Consider the following 16647-nt stretch of genomic DNA (forward strand, 5'->3'; position numbering starts at 1 on the left):
CAGCCGCGGGGGGCGGGGGGGGGGGGCGGGGCGGCCCCCCCCCCCCCCCCCGGGGGCCCCGCGGCCGGCCGGCCGCCGGGCGAGGACGGCCAGCACGACGAGGACGACGACGGCGGCCGCCTCCACCCAGAAGGACTCCCACCACAGGGTCGCCAGGGTGGTCTCCACGAACCCGAAGAGGCCGACCGTCGTGGACAGCAGCAGTGCGGCCAGGGACCCCGCGGCGAACAGGGCGCCCAGCGATGCCGCCCAGGTCACCAGGCGCGGCGGCGCGGCCAGCAGCAGCAGCGCGCCACCGATCCCGAGTGCGGACTGCACGAGGAACGCCGGGCCGATCACCTCGACACCGCTGTAGCCCTGCTGCCACAGGTAGAGGTGGATGGCGGCGATCGCCGCCAGCAGCGCCGCCCCGACCAGTCGGAGCAGCGCGATCGCCACCCCGGTCCGCGGGGGCCGGGTCGAGGTCTGGCCGCTCATGCCGCGACCGTCACGTTCGTCAGCATCCCCATGGCCCGGTGGTTGCCGATCGAGCAGTAGAAGACGTACTCACCCGCCTCGAGGGTGACCGTCAGCGTGGTCGACTCGCCCGGTCCGATGGTGTCGCTCGCGGCGACGTCCTGCCCGTCCCGCTCGACGACCAGGTCGTGGGTGGCGTTGCCCTCGTTGACCACCTCGATGGTGTACTCACCGGGGGTGAAGGAGCTCTCCGAGAGGTCGATGTACATCTCGCCCTCGGTGGCGGTGACGGTCCGCGCCTCGGCCGGCGCCGCCGGGGCGGCAGCGGGGGTGCTCTCCGGCGCGGCGCTGCTGGGCGTGGTGCCACCGGACGTGGCGCTGCTCGAGGTGGCGCTCGGCGAGGGCGTGTCCTCGGAGTGCTCGCCCTCGGCGTGGGCGCTGGTCGAGGCGGCGGCGGTGTCACCCTCACCGCCGTCCGAGCACGCACCCAGCAGGCCGACGCCCAGGGTGATGGCGAGCGCCGCGGCGCGACGGGTGGGCAGCGACACATGGACCTCCTCGCGAACGACGGGGCCCCGTCCCGGCGACGGTCCACCGTTGGCCGGGGATACTGCACCCACCAGCGCCGGTCGGGAACCCCCGTCCTCCCGGCTCAGGTGGGTGACGTGACCGCGACCACCCGACGGCACCACCCGACGACGGCCGCGAGCACCTCGGCGTCCACCGGTCGGCGCAGCTCGCCGCGGTAGGCCCCCATCGACGCCCGCCCCGGCTGGCGGCGCAGCGTGTGCGTCAGGTCGGGCACCGCCACGGTGGTGACCGGGCCGGGCACCGTCGCCGCGACGACGTCGAGGTCGGCGACCGGGACCTGCAGGTCCTTCTCGCCGGTCACGGCGAGCACCGGCGCGGTGATCCGGGCGAGGTCGCCCCGCGGGTCGTGGTCGAGGAACTCCCGGTGCCAGCGGGCGTTCACCCGCACGCCGCCGATCCGGGCGACGTCGGTGGTGGTGGCCCGGATGCGCTCGTGGTTGGCCGCCACCTTGCGCTCCAGGTCGATCCGCAGCAGCCGCAGCAGGCCGCGGACGGGAGCCGGGAGGGTGGGCCCGATCTGCCGGGCCTGCCAGCGCAGCAGCTCGTCGCCGGGCCGCGCCGACGCCGCCAGCAGGACCACCGCGGCGGCCGGCACCCCGCGCGCGGCCGCCGCCGCGGCGAGCAGGGCGCCCTCGCTGTGGCCGGCCAGGAGCAGGCGGTCGGGGTCGACCTCGGGCCGGGCGGCGAGGGCCCCGCGGGCGCGGACCAGGTCGTCGGTGTTGTCGGAGAACCCGGCCCGCCGCCAGTCGCCGGGGGAGCCGCCGACGCCGCGCTTGTCGTAGCGCAGTGACGCGATGCCGCCCTCCGCGAGGGCGTGCGCCAGTTCCCGGGTGACGCCGAAGCGGGCCCGGCGGTGGTCGGAGTCGCGGTCCAGCGGGCCCGAGCCGGGCGCCAGCAGCACCGCGGGCACCGGGCCGGGGGAGCCGGGCAGGGTCAGGGTGCCGGCGAGCGTGGGCTCGCCCGGCACCGTCAGCGGGATCTCGCGCACGGTCAGCGCCCGGCGGGCAGGTGCGCGGCGACGGCGGCGGCGACCGCGGCGGCGTCGTCGGCGGACACCAGCAGGGTGCCGAACCGCTGCCCCGTCAGGTGCAGGCGCACGGCCGGGCCGCGGCGCACGCTGACGAACGCCTTGCTGCCCCGGCGCCGCCAGGTGCCGATCAGCCGCCGGCCGGGCAGGCCCAGCCCGGGAGCGCGCAGGCCGCGGGCGGCGGCCAGGCCGTCGGGGACGACCTCGGCCGAGTGCACCGCCGTCAGCGGCACCTCGAGGTCGCGCAGCAGGCCGAGGACCTTCTCGGCCCGGCTGAGGGTGACGCGCAGCGTCCGGGGTGTCGTCTCGATCGTCGCCATGGCATCATTGTTATCGATCGTGAGACCGTTGTCAATGATGAGAGAGGTGACTGCGTGGCGACCGCGGACCTCCTGCTGCACCCGGTGCGCCTCCGGGTCGTCCAGGCGCTGCTCGGCGACCGGACCCTGACCACCGGCGAGCTGCACGCCGAGCTGCCCGACGTCCCGGTCGCGACCCTCTACCGGCACGTCGGCGTGCTCGCCGACGCCGGCGTGCTCGAGGTGGTCTCCGAGCGGCGGGTCCGGGGGAGCACCGAGCGCACCTTCCGCCTGGTGGTCACCGCGGCCTCGGTCGGGCCGGCCGAGGCCGCGGCGATGACCCCCGACGAGCACCGCCGCGCGTTCGGGACGTTCGTGGCCGCGCTGCTGGCCGACTTCGACCGCTGGGTGGCGCGCGCCGCGGACGCGCCGGGCGGGCCCGATCCGGCGCGTGACGGCGTCGGCTACCGGATGACCGGGCTGTGGCTGGACGACGACGAGTTCGCCGGCCTGCTCGACGACGTCCGTGCGGTGCTCCGGGCCCGGCTGGGCAACGAGCCGGGCGGAGACCGGCGCCGGCGCCTGGTCGGCACGGTGTTCCTCCCCGGCGACTGAGCTACGCGGCGGCGCGGGCGGCGGCCCGGGCGGCGCGGCGCTCGGCCTGCCGCTCGACCTTGCGCTCGGCCTTCGCCACGCGGCGGTTGGCCCGGGCGAGGGTCCGCGAGGCCTTCTCCACGCGCTTGGCGCCGCGGTCGACGGTGCCGCGGGTGAGCAGCCCGACGCCGATGCCGAGCAGCCACACGTCCTTGGCCACGGTCAGGCCCTGCTCGGTGGGGGCGAGGCTGCCCTCCTTGCGCATGCCCGGCGTGCGCAGGTACAGGCCGAGCAGGCCCCCGGCGAAGCCGGTGAGGACGGCGCCGGCCACCGCGGTCGGGACGAACGGGGTCAGTAGGGCTGCCCCGACGGCGATCTCCGCCGTCGACAGGACCTGCACGAACTGCCGCGGCTCGACGTCCTTGAGGAACGGGTAGGTGCCGGCGGCGAAGCCGTGCAGCCCGGCGGCGGTCTGCTCGTCGGCGCCGCGCTTGCCCAGGCCGCTGTTGAGGATGAACGCGCCGGCGGAGACGCGGGGACCGATCTCGGACAGGGTGATGGGCAGGGCCACGGGGCACCTCACGGGGGTCGGGGACGGTCGGGAGTGCTCTTCCCGACCGTCCCCGCAACCAACCCCGGAACGGAGCCCGACGCGGTCAGCGGCCGCCGCGCCGCGACCGCCCGCTGAACGACGCCGCCGAGTGGGTCCCGGCCCGCGCGGCCAGCTCGGCGCGGGTGCGCGCCGGACCGGGGGTGCGGGACTGCCCGCGGCTCCCGGCCGTGGTGCTCGCCGTGGCCGACGCCGTCGTGCCCGAGCCGCCGCCGGACCCGCCGCGGCGCCGCCGTCCGCCGCCCTGGCCCTGCGGCTGTGGCGCCGGTGCCGGGGCCGGCTCGACGTACGGCGCCGCGGGGCCGGTGAGCGCGGTGATCTGCTCGGCGCCGGGGCGCACCGCGCTCACGACCGGCGTGATGCCGGCCTGGCGGGTCAGCGTCCGCACCTCGCCGTGCTGGTCGGGCGTGGAGAGGGTGACCACCGTGCCGCCGGCGCCGGCGCGGGCGGTGCGGCCCGAGCGGTGCAGGTAGGCCTTGTGCTCGGTCGGCGGGTCGACGTGCACGACCAGCGCGACGTCGTCGACGTGGATGCCGCGCGCGGCGATGTCGGTGGCACACAGGACCCGCGTGCCGCCGGTGCTGAACGCCTCGAGGTTGCGCTCGCGGGCGTTCTGGCTGAGGTTGCCGTGCAGGTCGACGGCGGGGACGCCGGCCGCGGTGAGCTGCTTGGCGAGCTTCTTGGCCTGGTGCTTCGTGCGGGTGAACAGCACGCTGCGCCCGAGGCCGGAGGCCAGCTGGCGCACGACCTCGGCCTTGTCCGCGGCGCTCACCTGGAACACGTGGTGGGTCATGGTGGCCACCGGCGCGACGGCGGGGTCGACCGAGTGGGTCACCGGCTGCGACAGGTAGCGCCTCACGAGCACGTCGACGCCGTTGTCCAGCGTGGCGGAGAACAGCAGCCGCTGGCCGCCCTGCGGCGTCCGGTCCAGCAGCCGCTTGACGCCGGGCAGGAAGCCCAGGTCGGCCATGTGGTCGGCCTCGTCGAGGACGGTGACCTCGACGGCGGACAGGTCGGCGTGCCCCTGGCCGATGAGGTCCTCGAGCCGGCCGGGGCAGGCGATGACCACGTCGACGCCGGCGGCCAGTGCCTGCACCTGCGGGTTCTGCCCGACACCGCCGAACACGGTGGTGCAGCGCAGGCCGAGGGCGCGGGCGAGCGGCTCGACGGTGGCGAGCACCTGGTTGGCCAGCTCGCGGGTCGGGACGAGGACCAGCGCGCGCGGCCGGCGGGCCTGGCGGCGGGTGGTGGAGGCGGCCAGCCGGGAGACCAGCGGGAGGGCGAAGGCGATCGTCTTGCCCGAGCCGGTGCGGCCGCGGCCGAGCACGTCGCGGCCGGCCAGCGAGTCGGGCAGCGTCGCGACCTGGATGGGGAACGGGGCGGTGATGCCGCTGGCGGTGAGCACCTCGGCCAGCGGGGCGGGCACGCCGAGCGCCTCGAACGTGGTGTCGGCGGGCAGCACGGTGGCGACGTCGCCGGCGGGGATCTCCTGCGGCTGCGGCTGCGGCTGCGGCTGTGCGGCCGGCGCGGCGGTGCCGGTGCCGCGGCCGCGGCCGCCGCGACGGCGGCGCGGCCGGGCGGGGCCGGCGGAGGTGGGGGACTGCTGGGAGGTCATCGGTTCCTCGGGCGTTCTCGGGTCGCCGTCGTCGGTCACCGTGCGCGGGCGCAGGCCGGCCCCGGGGAACGGGGCGGAGCGCGCCGGCGGCGACGTCGGACAGCCGGGCGCGCCTCCGTGGCGCTGCACCAGCCCGACGTCGAGTCCTGCCGCTCCGGATGAGCGAGGGCAACGCCGGTCCCCTCACTCAACCAGACGGGGCCGCCGATCCTGCCGCCGAACCGGGGAGTTGCGCGTCACACCCCCTGCGAGGGAGGTGCCTTTGTAGCGCTAAAGGCTGATGGAGGCGCCCCGGTAGGTGCGGCGGTAGGCGCCGGGCGCGACCCCGATCGAGGCGCGCAGGTGCGAGCGCAGCGAGGCCGTCGTGCCGAACCCGGCCTCGGCCGCCACGCGGTCGACCGAGGCGTCGGTGGACTCCAGCAGCCGCCGCGCCAGCGCGATCCGCTGCGCGGCGAGCCAGCGCAGCGGCGACAGGCCGGTCTCCTCGCGGAAGCGCCGGGTGAAGGTCCGCACGCTCATCCGCGCGTGCCCGGCGAGGTCGGCGAGGGTGAGCGGCTGGCCCAGGTGCTCGAGCGCCCAGGCGCGGGTGGCCGCGGTGCCCGCGTCGCCGGGCTCGGGCAGCGGCCGCTCGACGAACTGCGACTGCCCGCCCTCCCGCCACGGAGCGACGACGTTGCGCCGCGCCACCCGGTTGGCCACCTCGCTGCCGTGGTCGCGGCGCACCAGGTGCAGCAGCAGGTCGATGCCCGCGGCGACGCCGGCGGAGGTCAGCACGTCGCCGTCGTCGACGAAGAGCACGTCGGCGTCGAGGCGGACGGCGGGGAAGTTGCGGCGGAAGGCCTCGGCGTCGCGCCAGTGCGTCGCGGCCGGGCGCCCGTCGAGCAGCCCGGCCGCCGCCAGCAGGGAGGACCCGGTGCAGATCGACACCATCCGGGCGTGCCGCGCGGCGTCCCGCACGGCCGCGGCCAGTTCCGCGGGGGCGCGCCCCTCCGCGACGACGGGGCCGCCCATGATCCCGGGCACGACGACCGTGTCCGCCTCGGCGAGCACCGACCCGTCGTGCTCGGGGAGCACCGAGAAGCCGTCGGCGGTGCGGACCGGGCGCCCGTCGAGGGTGGCCACCCGGACCCGGTACAGCGGCCGGCCGGCGTCGTCCTCGGCCAGACCGAGCAGCCGGTAGGGCAGGCCCAGCTCGAACCCGACGACCCGGTCGACCGCCAGGACGACGACCTCGTGCGGGACGGGCGGAGCTGCGGAGCCGTTCGCGGGAGCCGCGGAGGACATGGCCGGATCCTTGCACATGTTGACCTCCCGGCCACTGGCCCGGTCGGCACGACACGGGTCATGCTCTCCGGCCGTGACGACTCCCGCGCCCGTCCGCAGCTCGCGCGTGCACCCGGCGTGGTGGGTGGCGGCGGTGACCTTCCTGGCGCTGGTCGGGGCCGCGGCGTTCCGGGCCGTGCCCGGCGTGCTCATCGACCCGCTGCGCGCGGAGTTCGGCTGGTCGGTGTCGACCATCTCGGCCGCCGTCGCGGTGAACATGGCGCTGTACGGGCTGACCGCGCCCTTCGCCGCCGCGCTGATGGAGCGGTTCGGCATCCGCCGGGTCGTCGTCGGCGCGCTGCTGCTCACCGCCCTCGGCAGCGGCCTGACCGTGTTCATGACCGCGAGCTGGCAGCTGGTGCTGCTGTGGGGGTTCGCCGTCGGGCTGGGCACCGGGTCGATGGCGCTGTCGCTGGTGGCCACCGTGACCGGCCGCTGGTTCGTCGCCCGGCGCGGGCTGGTCAGCGGCATCCTCACCGCCGGCGGCGCGACCGGGCAGTTGGTCTTCCTGCCCGTCGTCGCGGCGATCGCGCAGACCGGCGGCGGCTGGCGGGCGGCCTCGCTGGGGACGACGGCGGCCGCGCTCGCCGTCGTCCCGCTGGTGCTCTGGCTGCTGCGCGACCGGCCGCGCGACGTGGGCGCCGTCCCCTACGGCGGGACCGCCGCCGACGACGTCGACCCGGTGCGCACCGGCGCCGCCCGCACCGCCGTCCGCGGCCTGGTGGAGGCGGCGCGGACCCGTCCGTTCTGGCTGCTCGCCGCCGGGTTCCTCATCTGCGGGGCGTCGACCAACGGCCTGGTCCAGCCGCACTTCATCCCCGCCGCCCACGACCACGGCATGCCGGTGACGACGGCGGCCTCGCTGCTCGCCGTCGTGGGGGTCTTCGACATCGCCGGCACCGTGCTCTCGGGCTGGCTGACCGACCGGGCCGACCCGCGGGTGCTGCTGCTGGCCTACTACGCGCTGCGCGGGCTCTCGCTGTTCCTGCTGCCGCCGCTGTTCGGGCCGGACCTGCACGTGAGCATGGTCGCGTTCATCGTCTTCTACGGGCTGGACTGGGTGGCCACGGTCCCGCCGACGCTGGCGCTGTGCCGCGAGCACTTCGGCGCGCGGGCGCCGGTCGTCTTCGGCTGGGTGTTCGCCTCGCACCAGGTCGGCTCGGCGGTGGCCGCGTTCGGCGGCGGCGTCATCCGCGACGTGACCGGCTCCTACGACCTGGCCTGGTTCGGCGCCGGCGCGCTGTGCCTGCTGGCCGCGGCGCTGTCGATCTCGATCCGCCGCCGCCCGGCCCCGGCCGCACCGCCCGCCGTCCCCACCGAGCCGACCACCTCGTCCGCCGCCACCACCCACGGCTGACGCCGACCCTCCCCGGCGAGGTGCCTTTGTCGCGATATCGGCACCCGGGTGTCCCCGACGAGGTGCCTTTGTAGCGCTATTGGCACCCGGCCTGTGGATGACGCCGGTCGGCGGCTCCTGCGTCCACGACGCTGCCCGGGTGTCTGCTCACCGCCGTCTCCTCCCCGGGGTCTTCGTCGGCAGCGCTGCCATCGGTGAGGGCTTCCTCACCCGCGGCCAGTTGCGACGACGCGGCTACCGCCGGCTCACCCAGGGCGTCTACGCCGACCCGGGACTACCCCTCGACCACCAGTTGCGCTGCCAGGGCGTGGCGCTCGTGATGCCGCCGGGGGTCGCCGTCGGCGGGCACTCGGCGGCCGCCTGGTACGGCGCTGCCTTCGCCGCGGCCGACGACCCGGTGACCCTGGTGTGCCCGGAGGAGGTCCGCTGGCGCGGGCCGCGGGAGGCCACCGTGCACCACACCGTCCTGTCACCCGCGGACGTCGTCGTGGTCGACGACGTGCCGATCACCGTCCCGCTCCGGACGGCCTGGGACGTGATGACCCTCGAACCGCTGACGACGGCCGTCGCCGCGGTGGATGCGATGGTGCGTGCGGGCCACGTCCCGCTGGCCGGCCTCGCCGCGATGGCCGAGCGGGGTGCGGGCCGGTGGGGTGTGAGCCGGGTCCGCCGGGCGGTGCCGCTGGTCGACCCGCGTGCGGAGTCGCCGCGCGAGTCACGGCTGCGGGTCTGCCTCGTCCTGGCCGGCCTCGAGCCCGTGCCGCAGTTCGAGGTCGTCGACCACGGCCGGTTCGTCGCACGGGTCGACCTGGCCTTCCCGGACGTGCGGCTGGCGATCGAGTACGAGGGCGCGCACCACTTCGAGGCGGACCAGGTCGCGCGCGACGCCGAGCGGCTCGACCGGCTCCGCGCCGCGGGCTGGCGGGTGATCCGGGTGACCGCTGCCGACCTGCGCGACCTCGAGGCGCTCGTCGCTCGCATCCGCGCCGCGCTGGCAGCGGTCCGAAAGTGAGGAGCCGTCATCGCGATCAAGGCGCCCAGGGGGCCAATATCGCGATAAAGGCACCCGGGGGAAGGAGTCAATATCGGGATAGAGGCACGTCATCAGCGAGGCCGGGCCGCCAGCTCGTCGCGGACCGCGTCGACGGTGTCCGCGAGGGACTCGAGCACCGCGGCGGCGACCCGGCGGTCGTGCTCGGACAGGTCGTCCCCGACCGAGCGCACGCGGTCCCCGAGCGGGCGGTAGACCCGGGCGAAGGCGGCCCACGTCCCCGGCTGCAGGTGGACGTGGACCGCCCGACGGTCGCCGGGAGCCGCGGTGCGGGCCACGTACCCCGCGGCCTCGAGCCGGTCGAGCAGGGCGGTGACCGCGGCGCGGGACAGCCCGAGCGCGTCGGCCAGGGCGCTGGGTCCCAGCGGCCCGTGCTCGAGCAGGTTCAGTGCGCGCAGGTCGTTGCGGCCCACCCCCAGGACGCCGCACGCCGCCTCCTCGAACAGGTCCACCGCGCGAGCCAGCGCCCGGCACGCGGTGAGCAGGTCTGCGGACGGCAGCGTCTGGTTCCCCGACATGGTTCGATGGTCGCATCGTTCACCCGTCGAACTAATGGAGGGGGGTCCGCGTGCGCTGGACCGAGAGCATCGACGTCGACCGGCCGGTGGCGGAGGTGAGGGCCGCGATCGCCGACGAGCACGAGCTCATGCAGTGGTCGGCGTGGCCGGAGGCGACCGGCTACACGTGCGCGGTCGAGGGCGACGGGCGCAGCCCCGGATCGGAGATCGTCTTCCGCGACCGGTCCGGCGTCGTCCAGGGGCGGCAGCGGCTGGTGCGCGCGACCGCCGACCGGGTCGGGTACCGGCTGCGCAACCGGCTGCCCGGCGGCCGGGAGATGACGCCGGAGGTCGACTTCCGCATCGAGGACCTCGGCGGCGGCCGGTTCCGGGTCCACCTCGGCTTCCGCGCGACCCCGCCGCTGCCACCGGTGGTGCGCCGGCTCGCCGAGGCCGTCGTCGGCCGCCGGGTCCGCGCGCTGCACGTGCGCGACCTCGAGCAGCTCAGGGCGCACGTCGAGCGGCGCCCGGCGGTCCCGTGAGCGCCGACCCGCACAGCGGACCGGTGCCGCAGTCGGCCTGGGACGCCGACGCCGAGGCGCGCGCCCGCGGCCGGGTGCAGGTGTTCAACGCGACCCGTCCCGGCGGCCTGGACGGCTGGACGATGGACCTCGCCCAGTACGAGTTCGTGCGGGCCCACGTCCTCGACACCCTCGACGACCTGGCCGGCCCGGACGGCTGGGTGCTGCTGCGCGACGTCGTGGCGAGCGCGCAGGAGCGCCACGCCGCCCACCCGCTGTTCCCGAAGGGGCGGCTGCGCAACTACTGCACCTACACCAAGGTCGACCTCGAGGCGCGCGGGGAGATCGAGCGGGCGCCCGGTTCCGGCCCGCAGCGGATCCGCCGCCGCCCCGCCGCCCGGGACAGCCATTAGCGCTACAAAGGCCCCCTGGGCGGGGGTCAGGGGGTCGGGGAGAGGGCGGGGTCGGCGGTGCGGCCGGCCAGCAGGTCGGCGGCGCGCTCGGCGATCACCATCGTCGGGGCGTTGGTGTTGCCTCGGACCAGCGTCGGCATCACCGAGGCGTCGACCACCCGCAGCCCGTCGAGGCCGTGCACGCGCAGCTGCGGGTCCACCACCGCGGCGTCGTCGACGCCCATCCGGCACGACGACACCGGGTGGTACAGCGACTCGAGGGTGTCGCGCACCGCCTGCCGCAGCCCCTCCCGGGTGCGGACGGTGGCCCCGGGTGACCACTCCTCGGCCAGCACCCGGGCCAGCGGCCCCACCGAGGCGATCTCGCGGGCCTCCTCCACCCCGGTCACCAGCGCGTCGAGGTCGCGCTCGTCGGTGAGGTAGCCGGGGTCGATCGCCGGCGCCCACGTCGGGTCGGCCGAGCGCAGCCGCACCGACCCCCGCGAGTGCACGTGCACGACGACGGCGGCCGCGGTGAACGCGTCGACGTCGGGGTCGACCTCCGCCTGCCGCCAGAACTTGACCGGCAGGAAGTGGTACTGCAGGTCGGGCTCGGCGAGCTCGGGCCGGGACCGGGTGAACAGCCCCGCCTCGGCCAGGTTCGACGACAGGGGCCCGCGGCGGGCCGCGAACCACCGCGCGTAGCCCGACGGCGACTCGCCCCGGAACAGCGACCGCCCCGACCGCACGGTCCAGACGACCGGCACCAGGGGGTGGTCCTGCAGCCCGCCGCCCACGCCGGGCAGGTCGTGGACGACGTCGACGCCGACGTCGCGCAGGTGCGCCGCCGGCCCGATCCCCGACAGCATCAGCAACTGCGGGGAGTTCACCGCGCCGCCGCAGAGCACCACCTCGGCCGACGCGTGCGCGGTGTGCACCTGCCCGGCGCGCCGGTACTCGACCCCGGTGGCCCGCCCGCCCGAGACCAGCACCCGGGTGGTGAGCGCGCCGGTCAGCACGGTGAGGTTGGGCCGCCCCAGCGCCGGGCGCAGGTAGGCGTCGGCGGCCGACCACCGCCGGCCGCGCCGCTGGGTCACCTGGTACCGGCCCACGCCTTCCTGCACGGCACCGTTGAAGTCGTCGTTGCGCGGGTGACCGGCGGCCACCGCCGACTCCACCACCGCGCGGGTCCACGGGTGCGGCGAGCGGAGGTCCTCCACCCGCAGCGGCCCGCCGGTGCCGTGGAACCGGTCGGCCCCGCGGGCGTTGTCCTCCATCCGCCGGAACAGCGGCAGCACCCGCTCGTAGGACCACGACGGGTCGCCGGTCAGCCGCGCCCACTCGTCGTAGTCGGCGGCCGCCCCGCGGACGTAGATCATCGCGTTCATCGACGACGACCCGCCGAGCAGCTTCCCGCGTGGCCAGAACAGCCGGCGCCCGCCGAGGCCCGGCTGCGGCTCGGTGGTGTAGTTCCAGTCCCGCCGGGTGCGCCAGAGCTTGTACAGCGCGGCGGGGACCTGCACCTCGAGGACGTCGTCGGACCCGCCGGCCTCCAGCAGCAGCACCCGCACCGACGGGTCCTCGGTCAGCCGGGCGGCCAGCGCGCACCCGGCCGACCCGGCCCCGACGACGTCGTACCCGCCGGTCACCGGTGGCGCCCGTGCACCAGCCCCAGGACCCGCGCCACCGTGTCGGCCGCCGCCGGCGGGCGGCTGAAGGACATGAGGTCCACCGGCAGCCGGAACCGCTGACGGGTGATCGCCTTGGCGCGGGTGAACTCCTTGAGCCCGTCCTCGCCGTGGATGCGGCCGAAGCCGCTGTCGCCCACGCCGCCGAAGGGCAGCGCCGGAATCGCGGCGAAGGTCAGCACCGAGTTGACGCTGGTCATGCCGCTGCGCATCCGCCGGGCGAGGTCCATCGCCCGCGCCCGCGACCGGGAGAAGACCGCGCCGGCCAGGCCGTAGGACGACGCGTTGGTCCGCTCGAGCGCCTCCTCGGCGTCGCGCACCCGGGTGATGGTCAGCGTCGGCCCGAAGGTCTCCTCCCGCACCGCGATCGAGGTCTCGGGCACGTCGAGCAGCACGGTCGGCGCCACGAGGTCGCCGTCCACGGTGCCGCCGAGGACCGCGCGGCCGCCCGACGACGTCGCGTCGTCGAGGTGCCGCCTCACCACGTCGGTCTGCGAGGCCATCGTCATGGGGCCGTAGGCGGCCGCGTCGTCGGAGCCGGGCCGCAGGCCGCGGACCCGCTCGGTCACCTCGGCGACGAACCGGTCGTAGACGGGGGAGGTCACGTACGCCCGCTCGATGCCGATGCAGGTCTGCCCGGCGTTGCTCATCGCACCCCAGACGGCGGCGTCGGCGGCGGCGGCCACGTCGGCGTCGTCGTCGACGATCATCGCGTCCTTGCCGCCGAGCTCCATGAGCACCGGGGTGAGCGTCTCGGCGCAGGCGGCCATGACCTTCCGGCCGGTCGGCGCCGAGCCGGTGAAGGCCAGCTTGGCCACGCCCGCCCGGCACAGCGCGGCACCGGTCGCGCCGTGCCCGGTGACCACCTGGAAGGCCCCGGCGGCGTCGGGGACGGCGGCCCGCCACGCGGCGGCCAGCCACGCCCCGACGGCCGGCGTGTACTCGGAGGGCTTGAAGACGACGGCGTTCCCGGCGGCCAGCGCGTAGGCGATCGAGCCCATCGGCGTGAACACCGGGTAGTTCCACGGACCGATCACGCCGACGACCCCGAGGGGCTGGTACTCCAGGTACGCGGCGTGGTTGGCCGCCAGCACCCCCGCGCGCACGCGGCGCGGGCCCAGCGTCCGACGGGCGTGCGCGCCGGCCCAGGCCAGGTGGTCGATCGCCAGGGTGATCTCGAGGACCGCGTCGGCGTGCGGCTTGCCGTTCTCCCGGTGCACCAGGTCGGCCAGCTCGTGCACCCGCCGGGCGAGGTAGCCGCGGTAGGCGGCCAGCCGCTGCCGCCGCCCGTCGAAGCCGAGCTCGGCCCAGTGCCGCGCGGCCGGGCGGGCCCGCTCGACGGTCTGCTGCACCGCGGCGGCGTCGTGCACCGGGAAGACCCCGACGACCGCGCCGGTGGCCGGGTCGGTCGACTCGAAGGTCTCGGTGGTGGCGTGACGGTCGACGGTGCCGGCGGCGGCGTCGGTGACCGTGTCCATCTGCGCGGCGAGCGACATGTGGCGCAGGTTACCGGTGCGTAGCCCCCTGTCCGGAGCCGACTGCGGGACCCGCGCGCTGCCATGCTGGCCGCCGTGGCCGACCCCTTCGACACCGCGGAGCTGCGCCGCCGGGTGCTGGCGGCCTGGCGCGACTCGCCGGCCCGGTTCCGCGAGGACGCCAACGCGGAGGAGGACCTGGTCCGCGGCGGCTACCGCGACCGGCTGCTGGTCGAGCTGGCCCAGAACGCCGCCGACGCCGCCGTCCGGGCCGGGGTGCCGGGGCGGCTGCGCCTGGAGCTGGCCACGGTCGGCAGCGGGGTCGGCGGCGGGGGAGAGGTGCTGCACGCGGCCAACACCGGGGCGCCGCTGGACGCCGCCGGGGTGGCGGGCCTCGCGAGCCTGCGCGCGTCGGCGAAGCGCGACGACGTCGGGACGGTCGGCCGCTCCGTGGTCGCGGGCGGGCCCCCGCTCGAGACGATCGGCCGGTTCGGGGTCGGGTTCGCCGCCGTCCTCGCGGTCACCGACGAGCCGGCGGTGCACTCGGTGCACGGCGGCGTGCGGTTCAGCGCCGCCCGCACCCGCGCGGAGGTGGCCGAGGTCGACGTGCTGGCCGGCGAGCTGGCCCGCCGCGACGGCGCCGTCCCGGTGCTCCGGCTGCCCTGGCCCGCCGACGGCCCGCCGCCCGCGGGGTACGCCACCGAGGTCGTGCTGCCGCTGCGCGCCGGCTCGCGGGCCGCCGTCCGCGCGGCGCTGGAGGCGCTCGACGCCGGGCTGCTGCTCGCCCTCCCCGGCCTGACGGAGATCGAGGTGGTCGTCGACGGGGCCTCCCGCACCCTCTCGTGCGCCCGCACCCCGCCGCTGGTCCGTCTGCGCGACGGTGACACGACGACGGCCTGGCGGGTGGCCGAGCGCCGCGGGGAGCTGCCCGCCGAGCTGTTCGCCGACCGCCCGGTCGAGGAGCGCGCCCGCCGCGGGTACACGCTCACCTGGGCGGTGCCCCTCGACGACGACGGGCGCCCGCGGCCGCTGCCGGGTCGCCAGGTGGTGCACGCGCCCACGCCCAGCGACGAGCCGCTGTCCCTGCCGGCGCGGCTGGTCGCGCCGTTCCCCCTCGGCCCCGACCGCCGGCACGTGGCGCCCGGTCCGGTCACCGACGCGCTGGTCGCCGTCGCCGCGGAGGGCTACGCCGACCTCGTCGCCGCACTCGCACCCGACCCCGCGGTGCTCGCCCTCGTGCCGCGCATCGGCCTGGCCGCCGCCGACCTCGACGCCGCCCTGGGCTCGGCGGTGCTCGACCGGCTGCGCGGGACGGCGTGGCTCCCGGCGGCCGATCCGGAAGCGGAGGAGCGGCTCCGCCCCGACCGTGCGGCCGTCCTCGACGACGGTCCCGACGAGCGGGTCGCCGTCCTCACCGGCGTGCTGCCCGGCCTGCTGCCGGCCGACTGGGCGCGGCGCGAGGGCGCCCCCGCGCTGGCCGCCCTCGGCGTCCGGCGGGTCGGGACGGCGCAGGTCGTGGAGGCCGTCGCGGGGGTCGCCCGGCCGCCGTCGTGGTGGGCGCGGCTCTACACCGCCCTCGAGCACGCCGAGCGGGAGGAGCTCGGGGCGCTGCCGGTGCCGCTGGCCGACGGGCGCACCGCCCCCGGTCCGGCCGGCGTGCTGCTGCCCGGCGAGGACCTGCCGGTCGGGCGGCTGGGTCCCCTGGCGCTGCGCATCGCCGCCCCCGAGGCCGTGGCGCCGCCGCCCGCGCGGCGGCTGCTGGAACGGCTCGGCGCGCGCCCGGCCACCGCGGCCGCGGTGCTGGCCGACCCTGCCGTGCGGGCCGCCGTCGAGGAGTCCGTCGACGCGGTCGACGAGGGGTGGGACGACACCGACCCCGCCGACCTCGCCGGCGCGGTGCTCGCCCTGGTCGCCGCGGCCGGGACCGCGCCCGGGGAGCTGCCGTGGCTGGCCGAGCTCGCGCTGCCCGACGACGACGGCGCGTGGGCGCCGGCGGGGGAGCTGCTGCTGCCCGGGGCGCCGCTGGCCGCGGTCCTCGAGGACGGCGCGCTGGGGCTGCTGGACCCGGACTTCGCGGCCGGGTGCGACCCCGCGGCGCTGCGGGCGGTCGGCGTCCTCACCACCTTCGCCCTGGTGCGCGCCGACGATCCCGACGACCTCGACGTCGACGCGGCGGGTGCGTGGGCCGACGCCGTCCTCGACCGGCTGCCCACCGGCGCGCCCCCGCCGTCGTGGCCGCCGCTGACCGCCGTCCGCGACCTGGACCTGGTCGCCGACTGGGACGGCGCGCTGCCGCTGCTGGCCGCCGCCCCCGGCGAGGCGTGGGCCGACGTCGTCCTCGACGGCGTCCCCGTGCCCTCCCACCTGCGCTGGTGGCTGTCGGCCCACCCGGTGCTCGGCGGGCGGCGCCCCGACCGGCTGCGCGCGCCGGACGGCGCCGAGCTGGAGGGCCTCTACGAGCCGGCGCAGGCGCCGCCGGAGGTGCTGGCGCGGCTGCGGCCGGCCGCCACGGTCGACGACGTGCTCGCCGACCCCGACGCCGCGCGGGACCTGCTCGACCGGCTCGGCGACCCGGCCCGCACGGTGCGGCCCGCCGTGCTGCGCACCGTGTACGCGCGCCTGGCGGCCGCCCTCGACGGCCTCGACGTCGACCCGCCGGCGCGGGTGCGGGTGGCGCCCGACCGCGTCGCCGACCCGGCCCGGGAACCCGTCGGGGTGCTCGACGCGCCGTGGCTGCAGCCGCTCGCCGACGGCGTCCTCGTGCCCGCCGGTGGTGCGCCCGGGCCGGTTGCCGACCTGCTCGACCTGCCGCTGGTGAGCGAGCGGGTGCGGGCCGCGGTCACCAGCACCCCGGTGCGCCGCGGACCGTGGGCCGCGGTGCCCGGAGCGGAGCTGGCCGCGGCCCGGCTCGGTCGCGCGGCGCTGACCGGGGAGGTCGCCGTGCACGAGCCGCTGCTGGCCGCCGGCCGCCCGGTGGCCTGGTGGCCCGACGGCGCGGTCGACCACGTGGACGGCAGCCCGGCCGCGCTGGGCCGGGCGCTGGCCTGGCGGGCCGGGGCCTGGCCGCTGCGGCAGGCCCTGGCCGAGGCGTTCGCCGAGCCCGGCCGGGCCGCCGACCTCGCCGCCGAGGACGCCGTCGGCTGAGGCCCGG

Annotated in this window: 16 protein-coding genes; 6 read left to right on the forward strand and 10 right to left on the reverse strand. The window is 77.4% G+C overall.

The window, feature by feature from the left end; genetic code table 11:
* From ACI78U_RS01895 to ACI78U_RS01910, 4 genes are all read right to left on the reverse strand, one after another.
* On the reverse strand, positions 1-477 hold a 477-nt coding region (locus ACI78U_RS01895), incomplete at its 3' end, for a hypothetical protein (RefSeq protein WP_456873590.1).
* Positions 474-1004, reverse strand: coding sequence for a cupredoxin domain-containing protein (locus tag ACI78U_RS01900; RefSeq protein ID WP_456873591.1), 531 nt, complete (start codon positions 1002-1004; stop codon positions 474-476). The genes ACI78U_RS01900 and ACI78U_RS01895, both read right to left, overlap by 4 nt.
* 104 nt (positions 1005-1108) lie before the next feature.
* Positions 1109-2035: an alpha/beta hydrolase family protein gene (locus tag ACI78U_RS01905; RefSeq protein ID WP_456873592.1), complete on the reverse strand. Its 927-nt coding sequence runs from the start codon at positions 2033-2035 to the stop codon at positions 1109-1111.
* 2 nt (positions 2036-2037) lie between these two features.
* Positions 2038-2394 (reverse strand): hypothetical protein, encoded by a 357-nt coding sequence (locus ACI78U_RS01910; RefSeq protein ID WP_456873593.1) that lies wholly within the window; start codon positions 2392-2394, stop codon positions 2038-2040.
* 54 nt (positions 2395-2448) lie between these two features.
* Between ACI78U_RS01910 and ACI78U_RS01915 the strand changes: the two genes are divergently transcribed.
* Positions 2449-2988, forward strand: a complete 540-nt coding sequence (locus tag ACI78U_RS01915) for a helix-turn-helix domain-containing protein (protein ID WP_456873594.1) — start codon at positions 2449-2451, stop codon at positions 2986-2988.
* A 1-nt stretch (position 2989) separates the two neighbouring features.
* Here the strand turns inward: ACI78U_RS01915 and ACI78U_RS01920 are convergent, their stop codons facing one another.
* The 3 genes from ACI78U_RS01920 to ACI78U_RS01930 form a co-directional block, all read right to left on the reverse strand.
* A complete protein-coding gene (locus ACI78U_RS01920; protein ID WP_456873595.1) occupies positions 2990-3538 on the reverse strand; it encodes a hypothetical protein in 549 nt (182 codons plus the stop codon).
* A gap of 85 nt (positions 3539-3623) precedes the next feature.
* Positions 3624-5192 carry a DEAD/DEAH box helicase gene (locus tag ACI78U_RS01925; protein ID WP_456873596.1) on the reverse strand — a complete coding sequence of 523 codons (1569 nt, stop codon included), beginning with the start codon at positions 5190-5192 and terminating at the stop codon, positions 3624-3626.
* A 270-nt stretch (positions 5193-5462) separates the two neighbouring features.
* A complete protein-coding gene (locus ACI78U_RS01930; RefSeq protein ID WP_456873597.1) occupies positions 5463-6476 on the reverse strand; it encodes a GlxA family transcriptional regulator in 1014 nt (337 codons plus the stop codon).
* A 73-nt stretch (positions 6477-6549) separates the two neighbouring features.
* Between ACI78U_RS01930 and ACI78U_RS01935 the strand changes: the two genes are divergently transcribed.
* Both ACI78U_RS01935 and ACI78U_RS01940 read left to right on the forward strand, forming a co-directional pair.
* A complete protein-coding gene (locus ACI78U_RS01935) occupies positions 6550-7872 on the forward strand; it encodes an MFS transporter (RefSeq protein WP_456873598.1) in 1323 nt (440 codons plus the stop codon).
* Positions 7873-8011: 139 nt separating this feature from the next.
* The gene (locus ACI78U_RS01940; protein WP_456873599.1) at positions 8012-8884 is read left to right on the forward strand and encodes an endonuclease domain-containing protein; all 873 of its coding nucleotides are present in this window, start codon (positions 8012-8014) and stop codon (positions 8882-8884) included.
* Between the two features lie 92 nt (positions 8885-8976).
* On the opposite strand, the gene ACI78U_RS01945 is transcribed toward ACI78U_RS01940, so the two are convergent.
* On the reverse strand, positions 8977-9441 hold the full coding sequence (locus tag ACI78U_RS01945) for a MarR family winged helix-turn-helix transcriptional regulator (RefSeq protein WP_456873600.1): 465 nt from the start codon (positions 9439-9441) through the stop codon (positions 8977-8979).
* Positions 9442-9491: 50 nt separating this feature from the next.
* Between ACI78U_RS01945 and ACI78U_RS01950 the strand changes: the two genes are divergently transcribed.
* Positions 9492-9962 carry an SRPBCC family protein gene (locus tag ACI78U_RS01950; RefSeq protein WP_456873601.1) on the forward strand — a complete coding sequence of 157 codons (471 nt, stop codon included), beginning with the start codon at positions 9492-9494 and terminating at the stop codon, positions 9960-9962.
* Positions 9959-10354, forward strand: a complete 396-nt coding sequence (locus ACI78U_RS01955) for a DUF6958 family protein (RefSeq protein ID WP_456873602.1) — start codon at positions 9959-9961, stop codon at positions 10352-10354. Before ACI78U_RS01950 ends, ACI78U_RS01955 begins: the two co-directional genes overlap by 4 nt.
* Before the next feature lie 26 nt (positions 10355-10380).
* Here the strand turns inward: ACI78U_RS01955 and ACI78U_RS01960 are convergent, their stop codons facing one another.
* Positions 10381-11982, reverse strand: a complete 1602-nt coding sequence (locus tag ACI78U_RS01960) for a GMC family oxidoreductase (RefSeq protein WP_456873603.1) — start codon at positions 11980-11982, stop codon at positions 10381-10383.
* A complete protein-coding gene (locus tag ACI78U_RS01965) occupies positions 11979-13517 on the reverse strand; it encodes an aldehyde dehydrogenase family protein (RefSeq protein WP_456873604.1) in 1539 nt (512 codons plus the stop codon). Before ACI78U_RS01965 ends, ACI78U_RS01960 begins: the two co-directional genes overlap by 4 nt.
* Before the next feature lie 75 nt (positions 13518-13592).
* Here ACI78U_RS01965 and ACI78U_RS01970 point away from each other — a divergent pair, with 75 nt between their 5' ends.
* Positions 13593-16640, forward strand: coding sequence for a sacsin N-terminal ATP-binding-like domain-containing protein (locus ACI78U_RS01970; protein ID WP_456873605.1), 3048 nt, complete (start codon positions 13593-13595; stop codon positions 16638-16640).
* The last annotated feature ends 7 nt before the right edge of the window (positions 16641-16647 follow it).

The organism is Geodermatophilus sp. SYSU D00710, from assembly GCF_054050195.1.